Origin of the sequence: Enterobacter sp. FUJ80071, assembly GCF_038739915.1 — a bacterium.
Taxonomy (GTDB): Bacteria; Pseudomonadota; Gammaproteobacteria; order Enterobacterales; family Enterobacteriaceae; genus Enterobacter; species Enterobacter kobei.
Genome location: NZ_JBBXKH010000001.1, coordinates 3,923,515 through 3,940,164, shown reverse-complemented (window position 1 = coordinate 3,940,164; position 16,650 = coordinate 3,923,515). Strand labels below are relative to the sequence as shown.

Below are 16,650 nucleotides of genomic sequence, written 5' to 3'. Positions count from 1 at the left end.
CATAGTGGCCATTAAAACTTCGCTTTTAATATGTCATCCCTCACATAAAGTAAGCCTTTGTGACTCTAAGCTGAACGCACAAAATAACCAAGGGGCTTATTATGAGCACAACTGACGATTCTTTCTCTGTTACCCACGACCCGATTGAAATTCAGCGACCCTCGCTCAAAGAGCGTTGGTGGCATATTATGGATACCTGGAAAATCGGGATTATCCCTCTGCCGCTGTTTGTTCTGGCGGGCGCACTGATTGCGATTGATTGTCTGGGCGGAAAGCTGCCGAGCGACATCGTGGTGATGGTAGCGACCCTGGCCTTCTTCGGCTTTGCCTGCGGTGAGTTTGGCAAGCGCCTGCCGATTGTCGGCAAGCTCGGTGCGGCGGCGATTTGCGCCACCTTTATCCCTTCCGCGCTGGTCTATTACGGCCTGCTGCCGGATGTGGTGGTCGAGTCCACCACGAAGTTCTATAAATCCACCAATATTCTCTATCTTTACATCTGCTGCATTATCGTCGGCAGCATCATGAGCATGAACCGCACGGTGCTGATTCAGGGCTTCCTGCGCATCTTCTTCCCGATGCTGTGCGGTGAAATTGTCGGCATGCTGGTGGGGATGGGCGTTGGTCTCGCGCTGGGCCTGGAGCCGTTCCAGATCTTCTTCTTTATCATTCTGCCCATTATGGCGGGCGGTGTCGGGGAAGGCGCAATTCCGCTTTCCATCGGTTATGCCACCCTGCTGCACATGGACCAGGGCGTAGCGCTCGGCCGCGTGCTGCCGATGGTGATGCTCGGCGGTCTGACCGCGATCATTATCTCCGGTTGCCTGAACCAGCTTGGTAAGCGCTACCCGCACCTGACCGGTGAAGGCCAGCTGATGCCTAACCGCGCCAATGCCGATACCACCGTCTCTCAGCCTGCGTTCTCTGGTAAAGCGGACGTGACCACAATCGCCTCTGGCGCCCTGCTGGCGGTGCTGCTCTACATGCTGGGCATGCTCGGCCACAAGCTCATTGGCCTGCCAGCCCCGGTCGGCATGCTGTTTATGGCGGTGCTGGTGAAGCTCTGCAACGGCGCCTCTCCGCGCCTGCTGGAAGGTTCGCAGGTCGTCTACAAATTCTTCCAGACTTCCGTGACCTACCCCATCCTCTTCGCCGTCGGCGTGGCTATCACCCCGTGGCACGAACTGGTGGCGGCGTTCACCGTCAGCAACCTGCTGGTGATTGTCAGCACCGTTTCTGCGCTGGTGGCGACCGGCTTCTTCGTCGGCAAAAAGATCGGTATGCATCCGATTGATGTCGCCATCGTCTCCTGCTGCCAGAGCGGGCAGGGCGGTACCGGCGACGTGGCGATCCTGACCGCAGGCAACCGCATGAGCCTGATGCCGTTCGCCCAGATTGCTACCCGTATCGGCGGAGCGATTAACGTCTCTATCTCTCTGCTGATTCTGGGCAACTTCCTCGTTTAAGTTTTCAGGAAAGAACAATGAAACTCGCAAGCTTTTTATACCAGGGAAAACGCAGCTACGGCATCGTCCAGGCCGACGGCGTGATTGATTTAGGCCGCCGTCTCGGCGACCGCTACAGCGACCTCAAGGCGCTGCTGCAGGGCAACGGGCTGGCGCAGGCCACCCGCTACCTGAACGACGCGGTGGACGTGCCGATGAGCGCTATCACCTTCTTACCGGTGATTGAGCAGCCGGAAAAAATTCTCTGCGTGGGCATGAACTACGCAGACAAGCGCAAGGAGTTTGACCAGCATAACCCGGCCCCGACGCTGTTTGTCCGCTTCCCGGATTCACAGACCGGCCATAACGAACCGGTGCTGAAGCCGCGCCACTCCAGTGAATTCGACTACGAAGGCGAGCTGGCGGTGATCATCGGCAAAGGTGGGGAGAACATCAGCCGCGACGACGCGCTGCGCCACGTGGCGGGCTACAGCTGCTACATGGACGGCTCCGCCCGTGACTGGCAGCACACCTGGTTTACAGCCGGAAAAAACTGGCGTCAGACCGGCGCGTTTGGCCCCTGGATGGCGACGGCGGATGAGATCCCGGATCCGCACCAGCTGGCAATCCGCACCTGGCTGAACGGCCGCATGGTGCAGGAAGACAACACCAGCAGCATGATCCACAAGGTTGCGGAGCTGATCGAGTACATCAGCACCTTCACCCGCCTCAGCCCGGGCGATGTGATCATCACCGGATCCCCGGGCGGGGTGGGGAAAAAGCGTAACCCGCCGCTGTTTATGAAAGAGGGCGATCGCATTGAGGTGGAGATCGAGCATATCGGTCATCTGAGCAACGTGATCGTGGAAGCGCCCGCCGTCGGGCTTGCGGCAGCACACTGAGTAAAACGGCATGAACAGTCAACCCATCGATTTTCGCCACACTCTGGTGGCGAAGCATCCGGAACGCTTAAGCCAGATCCGCTACCTGCTGGCAGACAGCGGCCTTGGCCTGGACAACGACATCACGCTGTTTGTCGAAGCCTGGTCCGGCTCGCAGCTGGTGGGTTGCGCAGGGCTTGCCGCCAACGTCATCAAATGCGTGGCGGTCAACGAGCAGCTTCGCGGCGAGAACCTCAGCGCGCGGCTGCTGGCTGAGGTGGAAAATGCGGCGCTGGAGCGCGGCCATTTTCACCTCTTCCTCTGCACCCGTCCGTGCAACCGGGAGCGCTTTGCCCGCAGTGGCTTCTGGCCGATTGCCCAGAGCGGAAACAACGCGGTGCTGATGGAGAACACCCCGCAGGGGATCGAACGCTACTGCCGTTCCCTGCGCGCGAAGCGCAAAAGCGGGGAGAACATTGGCGCGATAGTGATGAACGCCAATCCCTTCACCCTCGGCCATCGCCATCTGGTGGAGCAGGCGGCGGCGCAGTGCGATGCGTTGCATCTCTTCGTGGTGCGTGAAGATGCGTCGTTCTTCCCGTTTAGCGCGCGCATTGAGATGGTGCGGGCGGGCGTGGCGCATCTGCCGAACGTGGTGGTGCATGAAGGCTCGCAGTACATCATCTCCCGCGCCACCTTCCCGGCCTACTTCCTGAAGGAGACCGGCAAAGTGCAGCAGGCGTGGAGTGAAATCGACGTGCTGATTTTCCGGGACTTTATTGCCCCGGCGCTGGGCATCACTCACCGCTTCATCGGCTCGGAGCCCTTTTGCGATATCACCCGGCAGTACAACCAGACGCTACACGACCTGCTGGCCTCGCATATTGAGGTGGTGGAAATGCCGCGCATCAAGGCCACCGGCAACGCCATTTCCGCGTCCGAAGTGCGCCGTTTACTCAAGGCACAGCAGTTTTCCCGGATCCGGGAGATTGTCCCGGACTCCACCTTCGCGCATCTCGAAACGCATTACCGTGCGAGTGCCGAAGTCGCATAACTACCAGGAATTTATCATGAATATTGTAAGGGAGGCGCTGGCCGGCACGCAGGAGTCCAGCGACCTGATGGTGAAAATCGCTCCCGCTCACGGCGAGCTGGAGATAGTCATCCACAGTGAAGTGATTAAGCAGTTTGGCGAGCAGATTCGCCAGGTGGTCAACGACACATTGCGCGCCATGAACGTGCACCAGGGACTCATCATTATTGAAGATAAAGGGGCGCTGGACTGTGTTATTCGCGCCCGCCTGCAAAGCGCGCTGATGCGTGCCGCCGATGATCAAACCATCAACTGGGGGGCGCTGAAATGAGCAAACTCCGCCGCAGTATGCTGTTCCTGCCGGGCGCCAACGCCGCCATGCTTTCCACCGCCTTTATCTACCGGCCTGATTCCATCATGTTTGACCTGGAAGATGCTGTTGCCCTGCGCGAGAAAGACACCGCGCGCATGCTGGTGTTCCACGCGCTACAGCACCCGATGTATCAGGATATCGAAACCGTGGTGCGCATTAACCCGCTGAGCACGCCGTTTGGCCTGCTGGATCTGGAAGCCGCCGTGCGGGCGGGCGTGGACGTGATTCGCCTGCCGAAAACCGATACCCCGGACGATATCTACGAGCTGGAGGGTCACCTGGCGCGTATTGAACGCGAGTGCGGCCGCGAGGTCGGCTCTACCCGCGTCATGGCGGCGATTGAATCGGCCATTGGCGTGATAAATGCCGTGGCGATTGCCCGCAGCTCCCCGCGCCTCATCGGCATCGCGCTGGCCGCCTTTGATTATGTGATGGATATGCAGACCGAGCGCGGCGACGGCACCGAGCTGTTCTACGCCCGCTGCGCCGTATTGCACGCCGCCCGTGCGGCGGGCATCGACGCCTTCGACGTGGTGTGGTCAGACGTTAACGACGAGGCCGGGTTCCTGCGCGAGGTCGATCTGATCCGCAAGATGGGCTTTAACGGCAAATCGCTGATTAACCCGCGCCAGATTGACCTGCTGCATAACGCTTACGCCCCGACGCAGGAAGAGGTGGAACACGCGAAGCGAGTGATTGAGGCGGCAGAAGAGGGCGAGCGTAACGGCCTGGGCGTGGTGTCGCTCAACGGCAAAATGGTGGATGCACCGATTATTAACCACGCGCAGGTGGTGCTGGAGCGCGCGGCGGCCTCCGGCGTGCGTCGGTAAGGATGACAGAATGAACCAGACTGAACTTCTCCATATGAATTTCCCCCATCTGCGGGGCTTAAAACCGTTTGATACCGCCCACAGCGCGACGCCGTGGCTGGCGGATGCTGACGCGAAGCACAGCCGCAAACTCTGCGCCTCCGTTGAAGAGGCGGTGAAGCGCTGCGGCCTGCAGGACGGGATGACCATCTCTTTCCACCACGCGTTTCGCGAAGGCGACCGGGTGATCAACACCGTCGTGGCGCTGCTGGCGCGAATGGGTTTCAAAAACCTGACGCTGGCCTCCAGCTCGCTGATGACCTGCAATGACGCGCTGATTGAGCATATTGAAAGCGGCGTCATCACCCGCATTTACACCTCCGGAATGCGCGGCAGGCTGGCGGATGCCATCTCCCACGGGCTGATGGACGAGCCGGTGCAAATTCACTCCCACGGCGGGCGCGTGAAGCTATTGCAGGACGGCGAGCTGAATATCGACGTGGCGTTTCTCGGCGTGCCGTGCAGCGATGAGTTTGGCAACGCCAACGGCACCCACGGTAAATCCTGCTGCGGCTCGCTGGGCTACGCCATGGTGGATGCGCACTTTACCCGCAAGGTGGTGCTGCTGACCGAAGAACTGGTGCCGTTCCCCAACATGCCTGCCAGCCTGGTGCAGGACCAGGTGGACTACATCGTGCAGGTTGAGAGCGTCGGTGACCCGGCGAAAATCAGCGTTGGCGCGGCGCGCGTCACCAGCAACCCGCGCGAGCTGATGATCGCCCGCTATGCGGCGGACGTGATTGAACATTCCGGCTACTTTAACCCGGGCTTCTCAATGCAGACCGGCTCCGGCGCGGCGGCGACCGCCTGCACGCGTTTTATGGAAGAGAAAATGGAGCGCAGCGGCGTGAAGGCGCGCTTCGCGCTTGGCGGCATCACCGGCAGCCTGGTGGATTTGCACGAGAAGGGGCTCATCGAAAAGCTGCTCGACACCCAGTGCTTTGACGGCCAGGCGGCGGCGTCTCTGGCGCGCAACCCGAACCACGTGGAGATCTCCACCAATGTTTACGCCAACCCCGGCAGCAAGGCGGCAAGCTGCGACCAGCTCGACGTGGTGATCCTCAGCGCCCTCGAAATCGACGTTGATTTCAACGTCAACGTCATCACCGGCTCCGACGGCGTGATGCGCGGCGCGTCCGGCGGACACTGCGACGTGGCCGCTGCGGCGAACCTCACCATCGTCGTTGCGCCGCTGCTGCGCAGCCGCATTCCGACGGTCGTGAAGCGCGTCACCACGCGCCTCACGCCGGGTGAGAGCATCGACGTGCTGGTCACCGATCACGGCATTGCGGTTAACCCGGCGCGCCCGGAGGTGCGTGAGCGGCTGATGGCTGCCGGGCTGAAGATTGTGGATATCAACGCGCTCTATGAACGGGCGATATCGCTGACGGGCGTACCGAAGCCGATTGAGTTTACCGACAAAATCGTCGGGGTGATCCGCTACCGCGACGGCAGCGTGATCGACACAGTGCGACAGGTGAAGGAGTGATTATGACAGTAGCGACACCCGTGCGGACGGGTGTCAGCCTGGACGAACTGCTGGCGGCGAAAGAGCGCCGCGCAGCGCGTCAGGCTGACATGCTTGAGCACTATCAACAACCGGTGATTTCCCTCACGCTGGTCACGCCAGGGGAAATTAAAGACAGCCTGCGCTATCGCAACACCATGGGCGTAGCGCTCCAGACGTGCGACCAGCTGCTATGGGAGAACCGCTGGCAGGTGCTGGACCGTCAGGTGCTGTGGCTTCCGACCGGGCCCGAGGCCCTGTGGTGCGTGGCTCATCCGGCAGCGGAAATTAAAGCGCACTGCGCGGATCTGGAGCAGACGCACCCGCTCGGCAGGCTGTGGGATCTGGATGTTATCTGCCCTCAGCATGGCCACGTCGGGCGTCATTCGCTGGGGGCAAATCTCAGACGCTGCCTGATCTGCGACGAACCTGCGCATGCCTGTTCCCGCTCGCGGAACCATCCCGTTGAGCAGGTGGTTTCCCGGGTGGAGAAGATGATTGATGACTGGTTTGCTCGCGACTAAACCCCGCATTGCGGACGTGCCCGCGCTTGCCGAAGCGGCACTGTGGCAGGAGCTGGAGCTGACGCCCAAACCGGGGCTGGTGGACAAGCTCAATAACGGTTCCCACCGCGATATGGACCACGCGCTGTTTGCCCGCAGTATTGCGGCGATTACGCCGTGGTTTGCGCGCTTTGCTGAACTTGGTAACGCGCATGCGGATAAGCCCGCTGACGCACAGCTACGGATTATCCGCCCAATGGGGATGGCCTGCGAGCAGGCGATGTACGCCGCGACGAACGGCGTGAATACGCACAAAGGCGGGATTTTTGCCCTGGGTTTACTGTGCTTCGCCGCCGGACGTGTGAACAATCTTTCTGCGGACAGCCTCTGTTGTGAGGTGGGTAACATCTGCCGCGGGCTGGTGTCGCGAGAGTTGGCCGCGCGCAGCGGGCAGGCGACGGCGGGCGAGCGGCAGTTTCAGCAGCACGGCTTAACCGGCGCGCGCGGTGAGGCGGAAAGCGGCTTTGCCACGGTGCGTAAGGCGTTGGCACAGTGGAACGGACGGTCGCTTCACAGCCTGCTGTTACGCCTGATGTCAGTCAATCAGGACAGCAATCTGGTGTCGCGCGGTGGCATGGAAGGGCTGCGCTACGTTCAGGACTACGCGCGGGAATTGCTGGCTAACGGCTGGGACCGCGAAGCGTTGCTTAAAATGGATATCGCATTGATAGAACGCAATCTGAGTCCGGGGGGCAGCGCGGATTTGCTGTCAGTGGGGTGGGTGCTTTCTGCAATAAAATAGCCGGGTGGCGGCTTCGCCTTACCCGGCCTACGGTTGGGTTTTGTAGGCCCGGTAAGCGTTAGCGCCACCGGGCACAACACACCAAAGATTAGTGCGCGATCGGCTGAGCACCGTTCGGCACACGCACGTGCTTGTACTTGAACAGCGCGATGAACGCGAAGAACAGCACCAGCGAGTATGCGGCGAAGATCAGCCACACCGGCTGCCAGTTGGTGATGCCGTTGGTGGTGTACATCTCTACCACTTTACCGCTCACCACGCCGCCCAGAATACAGCCGAAGCCGTTGGTCATCATCAGGAACATGCCCTGTGCGCTGGCGCGGATTTCAGGCTTCACTTCTTTTTCCACGAATACGGAACCGGAAATGTTGAAGAAGTCGAAGGCACAGCCGTAAACAATCATCGACAGCACCAGCAGTACGGTGCCGAATGCGCTCGGGTCGCCGTAGGCGAACAGACCAAAGCGCAACATCCATGCCGCGATACTGATCAGCATGACGTTCTTGATGCCGTAGCGGCTCAGGAAGAACGGGATGGTCAGGATGAACAGCGTCTCAGAGATCTGAGAGATGGACATCATCACCGACGCATGCTCAACGATAAAGCTTCCGGCAAACAGCGGATTGTTATCGAAGCTGTGCAGGAAGGTGTTGCCGAACATGTTGGTGATCTGCAGCTCTGCGCCCAGCAGCATGGAGAAGATAAAGAAGATCGCCATCCGTTTGTTTTTAAACAGCGCGAACGCGTCCAGACCGAGCATGGTGCTCCAGCTCTGGTTTTTCTGCTGGTTTGAAACCGGAATGGTTGGCAGCGTCAGGGTGAAGATCGCCAGCAGCACGGAGAGCGCGGCACCGATGTAGAGCTGCATATGGCTCAGTTCAAAGCCTGCGAAGCTCACGCCCCACATTGCCATGATAAAGCCGATGGTGCCCCAGATACGGATTGGCGGGAAATCGGTCACGATATCCATCCCGGCAGATTTCAGGCGGTAGTAAGAGATGGTGTTGATCAGCCCAAGCGTTGGCATATAGGCCAGCGAGTTAAGCAGGATCACCATAAACATTGCCCCTGGCGTGGTCACTTCGGCCGCCATAAACAGCGTCCCCGCGCCCACCAGATGGCAAAGCATGTACAGCCATTTCGCACTTAACCATTTATCCGCCACGATACCGAGCAGTGTTGGCATGAAGACCGCCGCGATACCCAGCGAGCTGTAGACGGCACCGATTGACGCACCATCGAACTTGAGCGTCACAAACATATAGGAGCCGAGTGTAGTCAGCCAGCTACCCCACAGGCAGAACTGCAGAAACGACAATATTTTAAGCTGCAGCTTAAGGTTCATGTTACTTTCCTCACAAGTGAGCGGGAGATATGTTGTTTTTGGAACATTCAGGGTTGTTATTTGATGCAATTCTATCAGTTGGCAACGATATGTTTTGTTACCTCCCGCAAAAAAATGCAATCCACATTAATTTGCAGTTTGGATTGTGATGCAAATAACATTTTCGTATGGGTGGGGTGAGTGAGTGCGGCCTGATGCCCTCACCCTGACCCTCTCCCACGGGGAGAGGGAAAGCAGAACACCTTCTCCTTGCAGGAGAAGGTGTGTTGATTATCGACGACGATAGTTCTTCTGCGCCGTATTGACCTTATACAGATAGCGGCGGGACTCCGCAGACGGGTGGCGGGTGGTCAGGGTGGAGTAGACATCCCCCGGCGCCATGCTGTTGATGATGTTCGCGGCCTGCACTTTGTCGTTCGAGAAGACGCGCAGCACGCTGCCCGCGCCGCCGTTATAGGCGGCGATTACGGCATAGCGGCGTGAGGTCGGGTTATCGATGCCGCCGAGATAAACATTGTTCAGCATCGCCAGATAGGCCGTGCCTGTATCAATGTTGCTCTGGGGATCGAAAAGATAGCTACGGCTCGGCGTGCCGGATTTGCCCTGCGCGCGGAAGACATCTTTACCGGCGCTGTGCTGGACTACCTGCATCAGCCCCAGGGCGTCGGAACGGCTAACCGCGTAAGGGTTGAACGACGATTCGGTCTGCATAATCGCCAGGATCAGCGACTCATCCACGCCGTACTTACGTGATGCCTGACGCACCATGCCAAGATACTTATGCGCACGCTTGTCGAGGTGGTTCGGCACGAGGTTGATGGTGACGCTATAAATTATCTTCAGGCCGTTAGAGCGGCTCTTCAGTCGCGTCTGCAGCAGATAGTCGGCAAATTTCGTGGCGCGACCTTCCCAGCGGATTGGCTGACCGGTTTGATCGACAACCTGACCGTACAGGAACGGCTCTTTCGAGATGGTGATATCGTCGGCATCGGAGTAGAGATCGATAGATCCCGGGTCATCACCCATCAGCAGGGTTTTGATAATCGCCTGACGCAGTCGTGCCGCAGGGTCAGTACCCGCGATGGTTTCAATGGTGATCGTACCCTCATCAAAGTTGATGTGGCTACGGGTCAGATAGGCGTCGGTGTACTTAACGTAGTCCTTCGGTCCGGCAATAAGAACTTCGTTAAATCCCCATATGTTCTCGATGTTGTGGGCAAACTGCCCCATCAAAATGTCAAAACCGTTGGTGTCTTTGATCCAGGCTTCGTTGTAATCATCGCCTTTTTTTGACGAACAGGAGACCAGCAACGGCGCAACAAGGGCTAGCGCTAAAAGTTTTTTCATCATTCCGGGCGTGCGTGTTGTGTTTGCTTAGTCGTTGCTATTGCCCGGCGGCGCTTCGCTTGCACGGGCCTACGGTTTTGTAGGCCGGGTAAGCGCAGCGCCACCCGGCAACAGCCGCTCAATATTATTTTTCTGGAGGCGTATAGCCTTCGATATGCACGTCTTTGCCTTCAAACAGGAAGTTCACCATCTCCTGTTCCAGCAGCTTGCGGTGTTCCGGGTTCATCATGCTGAGCTTTTTCTCGTTAATCAGCATGGTCTGCTTTTTCTGCCACTGTCCCCAAGCTTCTTTGGAGATCTCGTTATAAATGCGTTTACCCAGATCACCCGGATAAAGCTGGAAATCCTGGCCTTCAGCGTCACGCTGCAGGAAAGTACAAAAAATCGTTCTGGCCATACTCATTCCTCTTTTTATTGTCGATGCTAAACCATTGCACCGGCACGTAATTGCTGTAACAGGCGCTCCACGGGAGCCGCCAGTCCGACTGATGGCGGTTGCGCTAAGTTATACCAGAGAGCGGTGCCTTCATCCATGCACGAGGCAAATGAGGACACGGGAAGCCACATCGGCACAATATCCAGGTGGAAATGACTGAAGGTATGGCGAAACGCGGTCAGCTGCGTTAGGTTATCGGCAGCAATACCGCGCTGTTTAAGCCATTCACGCAGCAAATCTTCATCTTCAAACTGTGGGAAGCAGTATAGACCGCCCCACAGGCCGCTCGGTGGACGCTGGGCCAGGAACACCTCGTCGCCGTGCTGCATCAGCAGCATGTAACCGGTGCGCTCCGGCAGCGTCTGCTTCGGTTTTTTCCCCGGGTATTGCGACCACGAATGGTTAGCGTAGGCCACGCAGAGAGTATTGAGCGGGCAGAGTTCGCACTTGGGTTTTGAGCGCGTGCAAACCATCGCACCCAGATCCATCATCGCCTGGTTAAAACGTTCGACGCCGTTGGCCGGGGTAACCGCTTCACTGATCTCCCACAGACGTTTCTCAACCTCTTTTTTACCGGGCCAGCCGTCCACGGCATAGCAACGTGCCAGCACGCGCTTCACGTTGCCGTCGAGGATCGGGAAATGCTTACCCAAAGAGAGAGAGAGAATGGCTCCCGCCGTTGAACGCCCGACGCCGGGTAAATCTGCCACTTCATCGAAAGTTTCCGGGAATTTACCGTTGTGGCGCGTGGCGACCTGCTGCGCGGCCTTGTGCAGATTACGCGCGCGGGCGTAATAGCCCAGGCCTGTCCACAGGTGCAATACCTCGTCCAGCGGGGCATTCGCCAGGTCTGTCACCGTCGGGAAGCGTGCCATAAAACGCTCAAAGTATGGGATCACCGTGGCGACCTGCGTTTGTTGCAACATCACTTCGGAGAGCCATACTTTGTAAGGCGTTTTTTCAATTTGCCAGGGCAGGGTTTTACGCCCGTATTTGTCGTACCAGTCCAGCACCTGGGCTGAAAATTGAGAGGCTTGCATGGTCATCGATTCACATAATCAGGGACGCAGATTGCAGCACAGCGTCAATCTGCTGTAAACCGGATCTTTCCCATGCTTGCATAGACGCCTTAACTTTGGATAATGCCCGTTTCCCGAACATTCTCACAAGCAGACAACTCTTTTATGAAAAACGACGTCATTTCACCGGAATTTGATGAAAACGGTCGCCCGCTGCGCCGTATTCGCAGCTTTGTCCGTCGTCAGGGCCGCCTGACAAAAGGGCAGCAACATGCGCTGGACAACTACTGGCCGGTGATGGGCGTTGAGTTCAGCGAGCAGCCGCTGGACTTTGCCGGGCTGTTTGGCCGCGAAGCGCCAGTCACGCTGGAGATTGGTTTTGGTATGGGCACCTCTCTGGTGACCATGGCGCAAGCTCGCCCGGAACAGAACTTCCTCGGTATTGAAGTGCACTCCCCGGGCGTCGGCGCGTGTCTCGCAACTGCCCATGAAGAGGGTGTAGAGAACCTGCGCGTCATGTGTCATGACGCGGTGGAAGTGCTGCACAAAATGATTCCTGACAATTCTTTAACCATGGTTCAGCTCTTTTTCCCTGACCCGTGGCACAAAGCACGTCATAATAAACGCCGTATCGTTCAGGCACCGTTTGCCGAGCTGGTGAAAAGCAAGCTGAAACTGGGCGGCGTCTTCCATATGGCGACCGACTGGGAACCTTATGCGGAACATATGCTGGAAGTGATGTCGTCTCTGGACGGGTATAAAAACCAGTCTGAAAGCAACGACTATGTTCCGCGTCCGGATTCACGTCCGGTAACGAAATTTGAACAGCGTGGCCATCGTCTTGGTCACGGTGTATGGGACTTAATGTTCGAGAGGGTGAAATAATGGCAAAGAATCGTAGCCGTCGTCTGCGTAAAAAAATGCACATCGAAGAATTCCAGGAAGTGGGTTTCTCCGTTGCGTGGCGTTTCCCGGAAGGCACCAGTGTAGAACAGATCGATCAGGACGTGGATGCCTTCATCAACGACGTGATTGAGCCCAACAAGCTGGCCTTCGACGGTAGCGGTTACCTGGCGTGGGAAGGTCTGATCTGCACCCAGGAAGTGGGTAAATGCACCGAAGAACATCAGGCGCTAGTTCGTAAATGGCTTGAGGACCACAAGCTGGAAGATGTCCGCGTCAGCGAACTTTTCGACGTTTGGTGGGACTAATAAAGCAGTACGGGGCCAGCATTAGCTGGCCCATTTTGTCTGAGGGAGTGTTTAAGATGCGCAAAACGTTGCTGGCTGTTGCTTTGATGGCAACCGGATTCACCGCCCATGCGGAGTATAAATGTAGCGTCACCCCGCGTGATGACGTGGTGTTAAGCCCGCAAACCGTGCAGGTCAAAGGCGAGAACGGCAATCTGGTGATTACGCCGCAAGGGAACGTCACCTTTAATGGCAAAGAGTACAATCTGACAGCCGCACAGCGTGAGCAGGCGAAAGACTATCAGGCCGATTTGCGTACCGCCCTGCCATGGATTAATGAAGGTGCCCTGACGCGCGTCGAAAAGAGCCGTGTTGCGCTGGATAAGATCATTACTAAAGAGGTGGGGGAGAGCAGCAATATGCGCTCCCGCCTGACGAAGCTCGATAAGCAGCTCAAAGAGCAGATGAACCGGATTATCGAGACGCGCTCTGATGGCCTGACGTTCCACTACAAGGCGATTGATCAGGTCCGTGCTGACGGACAGCAGCTGGTGAACCAGGCGATGGGCGGCATTCTGCAGGACAGCATCAACGAGATGGGGGCTAAAGCGGTCCTGAAGGGCGGCGGTAACCCGCTGCAGGGCGTGCTGGGCAGTCTGGGTGGCTTGCAGACCTCAATTCAGAACGAGTGGAAGAACCAGGAAGATGATTTCCAGCAGTTCGGCAAAGACGTGTGTAAACGCGTGGTGTCGCTGGAAGATAGCCGGAAGGCGCTGGTGGGGACGTTGAAGTAATCCTCTGCGCGCTGGGCCCCTCACCCTAACCCTCTCCCCAAAGGGGCGAGGGGATGGTTTGCTCCCTCTCCCTTTCAGGGAGAGGGCCGGGGTGAGGGTTGCAGCATTTGCAGTGTTTCAAGGATCTTTTCTAATACAGCCTCTTCGTTTTTCCAGAGTTCGTTGTTCCAGAAGCGAATGACATACCAGCCCTTTTGGTGTAACCACTTCGACCTTTGGCGATCGTATTCCTGATTTTCATCATGCTGTCCGCCATCCAGTTCAATGGCCAGGCGAGCCGCACAGCATGCGAAATCCAGGATGTAGTTTCCTGCCGGATGCTGTCGGCGAAATTTATAATTTTCGAAACGGCGGCTTCGTAATAAATACCAAAGCCGTCTTTCTTCTTTCGTCAGCTCGCGTCTGAGCTGTTTAGCGTATGATCGAGTAATTTCCATCCCCACACTCTGCCAGCCTTTCCCTCAGCTGGCAGAACGGGATGCAAAAACCTGAATTAGCCTTCAGGAATCGTCGGCGAGGAACAGCTCAAGAAGGGAATTTAAGAACAGTTTGCCGTGCTCGGTGATCTGCCAGTAATCTTCACACTCAGTCAGATACCCCTGCGCCAGCGCCTCGTCAATCTGAGGACGAATCACTGACTCCGGCAGACCGGTGTAACGCGCAAATTCCGCGCGCGGCGCGGCTTCCAGCAGGCGGAAGCGGTTCATAAAGAACTCAAACGGTTTATCCGCCGCCTCAACGTCGTGCTGGCGCTCGAGATAACGGCCTTCCATATACCCTCGCGGGTGGCGGGTTTTGGCGGTACGCAGAATGCGACCGTCCGGGAAAGTCACCTTACCGTGCGCGCCGCAGCCAATTCCCAGGTAGTCGCCAAAACGCCAGTAGTTCAGGTTGTGCTGACACTGATACCCCGGTTTCGCATACGCAGACGTCTCGTACTGCTGATACCCCGCAGCGGTTAACAACTGGTGGCCCTGCTCGAAAATATCCCACAGCGCGTCGTCATCCGGCAGAACCGGAGGACGGGAACCAAACAGCGTGTTGGGTTCGATGGTGAGCTGATACCAGGACAGATGCGGCGGGTTAAGTTCAATCGCCTGGCGCAGATCGTCCAGCGCTTCGTCGAGCGACTGGTCCGGCAGGCCGTGCATCAAATCGAGGTTAAAGCTGCGCAGACCCAGTCCTGTCGCCAGGTTTGCCGCACGCTTTGCTTCCTCAGGACCGTGAATGCGCCCCAGGCGCTTCAGTTTTGGCTCGCTAAAGCTCTGCACGCCGATGGAAATACGGTTCACGCCTGCACGCTGATACTCGACAAAACGATCGGCCTCAACGGTACCAGGGTTGGCTTCCATCGTAATTTCAGCATCCGCGGCCAGGCTCAGGCGCGCACGCACGCCGTCCAGCAGCGTCTGCATCGCCGGGCCTGACAGCAGGCTCGGCGTACCGCCACCAATGAAAATGGTCTTAACTTCACGTCCCTGTGCGTAAGGTACATCGGCGTCCAGGTCAGCCAGCAGATGCGCAACGTAGTCATCGTGCGGCACTTCACCTTTCAGCGCGTGCGAGTTGAAATCGCAGTACGGGCATTTCTGCACGCACCACGGGATGTGAATATAAAGACTCAGAGGTGGCAAATTAGCCATTACGCAGTGCTTCCAGTAACAGTTTCAGTGCGCGCCCACGGTGGGAAATCGCGCTTTTCTCTTCGCGGGTCAGTTCCGCTGCGGTTTTGCCCTCGGACGGGACAAAGAAAATCGGGTCGTAGCCAAAACCGCCGTTGCCCGCAGCTTCACGGGTAATCACGCCCGGCCAGCTACCGTGGCAGACGATCGGCGTCGGGTCCTCTGCGTGACGCAGATAGACCAGCACGCAGTGGAACTGTGCGGTCCGCTGTTCGTCCGGTACGTCTTTCAGGGCAAAAAGCAGCTTTTCCAGATTCTGCTGGTCGGTTGCATCAACACCGGAATAACGAGCAGAGTAAATCCCCGGCGCGCCGCCAAGAAAATCGACGGCCAGACCGGAGTCATCGGCAATGGCGGGCAGACCGGTAATCTGCGCGGCATGGCGTGCTTTCAGGATCGCGTTTTCAATAAACGTCAGCCCCGTCTCTTCGGCAGAATCTACGCCAAGATCGGTCTGAGCGACCACATCCAGCCCAAAATCATTTAATAGCGAGGCCAGCTCGCGCACTTTTCCGGCGTTGCCGGTCGCGAGAACAACTTTCTGCATGGTTTAGTCCTGTTCTGTCAAAGCCGCGACTTCCGTCGGGATGGATTGCGGGTTGAGGATTTTTACCTGTTTATGCCGCCCCAGTTCGCCTTTTTCAATGATGACCTGGCTTTTGGCCACGCGAAACTGTTTTGCCAGATATTTGGTCAGATGCGCGTTTGCCTGACCGTCAACCGGCGGGGCGGTGATGGCGACTTTTAACTCGTCGCCATGCAGTCCAACAATACTGTCACGGCTGGCTTTCGGCTGAATATACAGCCGCAAAACCAGCCCGTCAGCGCAGGTGCTTACGGCACTCATAGCGCCATCCACAGCCCCGGCAACAGCATGTCGCCCGTAGACTGCAGCAGTTCAGCGATCCCCATGTTGATCACATAGAGCAGCAGAACCAGAATCATCGGGGAGAAGTCGATGCCGCCCATAGAGGGAAGTAAGTTACGGATCGGACGCAGCAGCGGCTCGGCCAGCTGAATCAGGGCATACTCTACCGGGCTACGCCCCTGGCTCACCCAGCTCATGATGGCCATCACCAGCAGCACCCAGAAAATCAGCAGACCGACGGTTTTGATCAGAATCAGCACGGCGGCAATCCAGATAATCGGCTGGAAGGTGATGACCATAAACAGCACGATGGCTTTGATAACGCTAAGAATAAACGCTACCAGCAGCGAAGCGCTGTCGATGGGACCCATGGCCGGGATAATGCGGCGCAGGGGCCCGACAATAGGTTGCGTGATTTTCACGACAAACTGGGAGAACGGATTGTAAAAATCACAACGGGCCCACTGCATCCAGACGCGCAGCAAAAGCGCCATCGTATACAGCTCAATGACCGTTGAGAGCAGGAAAGTCAACGTCTTCATGGCGTTCCTCAGGTTTC

General features: G+C 57.5%; 20 protein-coding genes. 11 read left to right on the top strand and 9 right to left on the bottom strand.

From position 1 onward, the window contains the following. Nucleotides 1-101: 101 nt before the first annotated feature. Genes AAER43_RS19085 through citG form a run of 8 tightly spaced genes read left to right on the top strand, consistent with a single transcriptional unit; the run spans nt 102 to nt 7,410 of the window. Nucleotides 102-1,463, top strand: a complete 1,362-nt coding sequence (locus AAER43_RS19085; RefSeq protein ID WP_014885210.1) for a 2-hydroxycarboxylate transporter family protein — start codon at nt 102-104, stop codon at nt 1,461-1,463. Between the two features lie 17 nt (nt 1,464-1,480). Continuing rightward, nucleotides 1,481-2,344 (top strand): fumarylacetoacetate hydrolase family protein, encoded by an 864-nt coding sequence (locus tag AAER43_RS19080; RefSeq protein WP_045134818.1) that lies wholly within the window; start codon nt 1,481-1,483, stop codon nt 2,342-2,344. Between the two features lie 10 nt (nt 2,345-2,354). Then, nucleotides 2,355-3,377 (top strand): [citrate (pro-3S)-lyase] ligase, encoded by a 1,023-nt coding sequence (gene citC, locus AAER43_RS19075; protein ID WP_050861948.1) that lies wholly within the window; start codon nt 2,355-2,357, stop codon nt 3,375-3,377. 16 nt (nt 3,378-3,393) lie between these two features. Next, nucleotides 3,394-3,687, top strand: coding sequence for a citrate lyase acyl carrier protein (gene citD, locus AAER43_RS19070; protein WP_014885207.1), 294 nt, complete (start codon nt 3,394-3,396; stop codon nt 3,685-3,687). Then, a complete protein-coding gene (citE, locus tag AAER43_RS19065) occupies nt 3,684-4,559 on the top strand; it encodes a citrate (pro-3S)-lyase subunit beta (RefSeq protein ID WP_014885206.1) in 876 nt (291 codons plus the stop codon). Before citD ends, citE begins: the two co-directional genes overlap by 4 nt. Before the next feature lie 10 nt (nt 4,560-4,569). Beyond that, nucleotides 4,570-6,087 carry a citrate lyase subunit alpha gene (gene citF / locus AAER43_RS19060; RefSeq protein WP_050861949.1) on the top strand — a complete coding sequence of 506 codons (1,518 nt, stop codon included), beginning with the start codon at nt 4,570-4,572 and terminating at the stop codon, nt 6,085-6,087. A gap of 2 nt (nt 6,088-6,089) precedes the next feature. Further along, a complete protein-coding gene (gene citX / locus AAER43_RS19055) occupies nt 6,090-6,629 on the top strand; it encodes a citrate lyase holo-[acyl-carrier protein] synthase (RefSeq protein WP_023338783.1) in 540 nt (179 codons plus the stop codon). Continuing rightward, nucleotides 6,607-7,410 carry a triphosphoribosyl-dephospho-CoA synthase CitG gene (gene citG / locus AAER43_RS19050; RefSeq protein ID WP_032635576.1) on the top strand — a complete coding sequence of 268 codons (804 nt, stop codon included), beginning with the start codon at nt 6,607-6,609 and terminating at the stop codon, nt 7,408-7,410. The genes citX and citG overlap by 23 nt, the downstream gene beginning before the upstream one ends. Nucleotides 7,411-7,498: 88 nt before the next feature. Here citG and AAER43_RS19045 read toward each other — a convergent pair whose 3' ends face one another. The 4 genes from AAER43_RS19045 to mutY all read right to left on the bottom strand — a co-directional run bounded on the left by AAER43_RS19045 (nt 7,499) and on the right by mutY (nt 11,578). After that, nucleotides 7,499-8,755 carry a nucleoside permease gene (locus AAER43_RS19045; protein WP_014885202.1) on the bottom strand — a complete coding sequence of 419 codons (1,257 nt, stop codon included), beginning with the start codon at nt 8,753-8,755 and terminating at the stop codon, nt 7,499-7,501. A gap of 270 nt (nt 8,756-9,025) precedes the next feature. Next, the gene (gene mltC / locus AAER43_RS19040) at nt 9,026-10,102 is read right to left on the bottom strand and encodes a membrane-bound lytic murein transglycosylase MltC (protein WP_050861950.1); all 1,077 of its coding nucleotides are present in this window, start codon (nt 10,100-10,102) and stop codon (nt 9,026-9,028) included. Between the two features lie 124 nt (nt 10,103-10,226). Next, nucleotides 10,227-10,499: an oxidative damage protection protein gene (locus AAER43_RS19035; RefSeq protein ID WP_003862425.1), complete on the bottom strand. Its 273-nt coding sequence runs from the start codon at nt 10,497-10,499 to the stop codon at nt 10,227-10,229. 26 nt (nt 10,500-10,525) lie between these two features. Further along, complete coding sequence (gene mutY, locus AAER43_RS19030) at nt 10,526-11,578, bottom strand: A/G-specific adenine glycosylase (RefSeq protein ID WP_014885200.1); 1,053 nt, start codon at nt 11,576-11,578, stop codon at nt 10,526-10,528. 144 nt (nt 11,579-11,722) lie between these two features. Here mutY and trmB point away from each other — a divergent pair, with 144 nt between their 5' ends. Genes trmB through AAER43_RS19015 form a run of 3 tightly spaced genes read left to right on the top strand, consistent with a single transcriptional unit; the run spans nt 11,723 to nt 13,541 of the window. After that, nucleotides 11,723-12,442, top strand: coding sequence for a tRNA (guanosine(46)-N7)-methyltransferase TrmB (gene trmB, locus AAER43_RS19025; protein ID WP_014885199.1), 720 nt, complete (start codon nt 11,723-11,725; stop codon nt 12,440-12,442). Continuing rightward, nucleotides 12,442-12,768: a YggL family protein gene (locus tag AAER43_RS19020; RefSeq protein WP_014885198.1), complete on the top strand. Its 327-nt coding sequence runs from the start codon at nt 12,442-12,444 to the stop codon at nt 12,766-12,768. Before trmB ends, AAER43_RS19020 begins: the two co-directional genes overlap by 1 nt. A 56-nt stretch (nt 12,769-12,824) precedes the next feature. Then, the gene (locus AAER43_RS19015) at nt 12,825-13,541 is read left to right on the top strand and encodes a DUF2884 domain-containing protein (RefSeq protein ID WP_014885197.1); all 717 of its coding nucleotides are present in this window, start codon (nt 12,825-12,827) and stop codon (nt 13,539-13,541) included. A 74-nt stretch (nt 13,542-13,615) separates the two neighbouring features. Here the strand turns inward: AAER43_RS19015 and AAER43_RS19010 are convergent, their stop codons facing one another. The 5 genes from AAER43_RS19010 to AAER43_RS18990 form a co-directional block, all read right to left on the bottom strand. Next, entirely contained in the window at nt 13,616-13,978 is a 363-nt protein-coding gene (locus AAER43_RS19010) for a DUF559 domain-containing protein (RefSeq protein WP_014885196.1), read from the bottom strand. A 63-nt stretch (nt 13,979-14,041) separates the two neighbouring features. Further along, nucleotides 14,042-15,184 (bottom strand): radical SAM family heme chaperone HemW, encoded by a 1,143-nt coding sequence (gene hemW, locus AAER43_RS19005; RefSeq protein ID WP_023338778.1) that lies wholly within the window; start codon nt 15,182-15,184, stop codon nt 14,042-14,044. Then, the gene (locus tag AAER43_RS19000; protein WP_050861951.1) at nt 15,177-15,770 is read right to left on the bottom strand and encodes an XTP/dITP diphosphatase; all 594 of its coding nucleotides are present in this window, start codon (nt 15,768-15,770) and stop codon (nt 15,177-15,179) included. The genes hemW and AAER43_RS19000 overlap by 8 nt, the downstream gene beginning before the upstream one ends. A 3-nt stretch (nt 15,771-15,773) precedes the next feature. Then, nucleotides 15,774-16,070: a DUF167 family protein YggU gene (yggU, locus tag AAER43_RS18995; protein WP_014885193.1), complete on the bottom strand. Its 297-nt coding sequence runs from the start codon at nt 16,068-16,070 to the stop codon at nt 15,774-15,776. Then, complete coding sequence (locus tag AAER43_RS18990; RefSeq protein WP_014885192.1) at nt 16,067-16,633, bottom strand: YggT family protein; 567 nt, start codon at nt 16,631-16,633, stop codon at nt 16,067-16,069. Before AAER43_RS18990 ends, yggU begins: the two co-directional genes overlap by 4 nt. Nucleotides 16,634-16,650: the final 17 nt, after the last annotated feature.

Excerpts from the sequence above, each read along its gene's own strand:
- citC (WP_050861948.1), top strand. The coding sequence starts at position 2,355 with ATGAACAGTCAACCCATCGATTTTCGCCACACTCTGGTGGCGAAGCAT.
- mutY (WP_014885200.1), bottom strand. The coding sequence starts at position 11,578 with ATGCAAGCCTCTCAATTTTCAGCCCAGGTGCTGGACTGGTACGACAAA.
- citF (WP_050861949.1), top strand. The coding sequence starts at position 4,570 with ATGAACCAGACTGAACTTCTCCATATGAATTTCCCCCATCTGCGGGGC.
- mltC (WP_050861950.1), bottom strand. The coding sequence starts at position 10,102 with ATGAAAAAACTTTTAGCGCTAGCCCTTGTTGCGCCGTTGCTGGTCTCC.
- AAER43_RS19035 (WP_003862425.1), bottom strand. The coding sequence starts at position 10,499 with ATGGCCAGAACGATTTTTTGTACTTTCCTGCAGCGTGACGCTGAAGGC.
- AAER43_RS19020 (WP_014885198.1), top strand. The coding sequence starts at position 12,442 with ATGGCAAAGAATCGTAGCCGTCGTCTGCGTAAAAAAATGCACATCGAA.
- citE (WP_014885206.1), top strand. The coding sequence starts at position 3,684 with ATGAGCAAACTCCGCCGCAGTATGCTGTTCCTGCCGGGCGCCAACGCC.
- AAER43_RS19085 (WP_014885210.1), top strand. The coding sequence starts at position 102 with ATGAGCACAACTGACGATTCTTTCTCTGTTACCCACGACCCGATTGAA.
- hemW (WP_023338778.1), bottom strand. The coding sequence starts at position 15,184 with ATGGCTAATTTGCCACCTCTGAGTCTTTATATTCACATCCCGTGGTGC.
- citD (WP_014885207.1), top strand. The coding sequence starts at position 3,394 with ATGAATATTGTAAGGGAGGCGCTGGCCGGCACGCAGGAGTCCAGCGAC.
- AAER43_RS19045 (WP_014885202.1), bottom strand. The coding sequence starts at position 8,755 with ATGAACCTTAAGCTGCAGCTTAAAATATTGTCGTTTCTGCAGTTCTGC.
- citG (WP_032635576.1), top strand. The coding sequence starts at position 6,607 with ATGACTGGTTTGCTCGCGACTAAACCCCGCATTGCGGACGTGCCCGCG.
- AAER43_RS19080 (WP_045134818.1), top strand. The coding sequence starts at position 1,481 with ATGAAACTCGCAAGCTTTTTATACCAGGGAAAACGCAGCTACGGCATC.
- AAER43_RS19015 (WP_014885197.1), top strand. The coding sequence starts at position 12,825 with ATGCGCAAAACGTTGCTGGCTGTTGCTTTGATGGCAACCGGATTCACC.
- AAER43_RS18990 (WP_014885192.1), bottom strand. The coding sequence starts at position 16,633 with ATGAAGACGTTGACTTTCCTGCTCTCAACGGTCATTGAGCTGTATACG.
- AAER43_RS19010 (WP_014885196.1), bottom strand. The coding sequence starts at position 13,978 with ATGGAAATTACTCGATCATACGCTAAACAGCTCAGACGCGAGCTGACG.
- AAER43_RS19000 (WP_050861951.1), bottom strand. The coding sequence starts at position 15,770 with ATGCAGAAAGTTGTTCTCGCGACCGGCAACGCCGGAAAAGTGCGCGAG.
- citX (WP_023338783.1), top strand. The coding sequence starts at position 6,090 with ATGACAGTAGCGACACCCGTGCGGACGGGTGTCAGCCTGGACGAACTG.
- trmB (WP_014885199.1), top strand. The coding sequence starts at position 11,723 with ATGAAAAACGACGTCATTTCACCGGAATTTGATGAAAACGGTCGCCCG.
- yggU (WP_014885193.1), bottom strand. The coding sequence starts at position 16,070 with ATGAGTGCCGTAAGCACCTGCGCTGACGGGCTGGTTTTGCGGCTGTAT.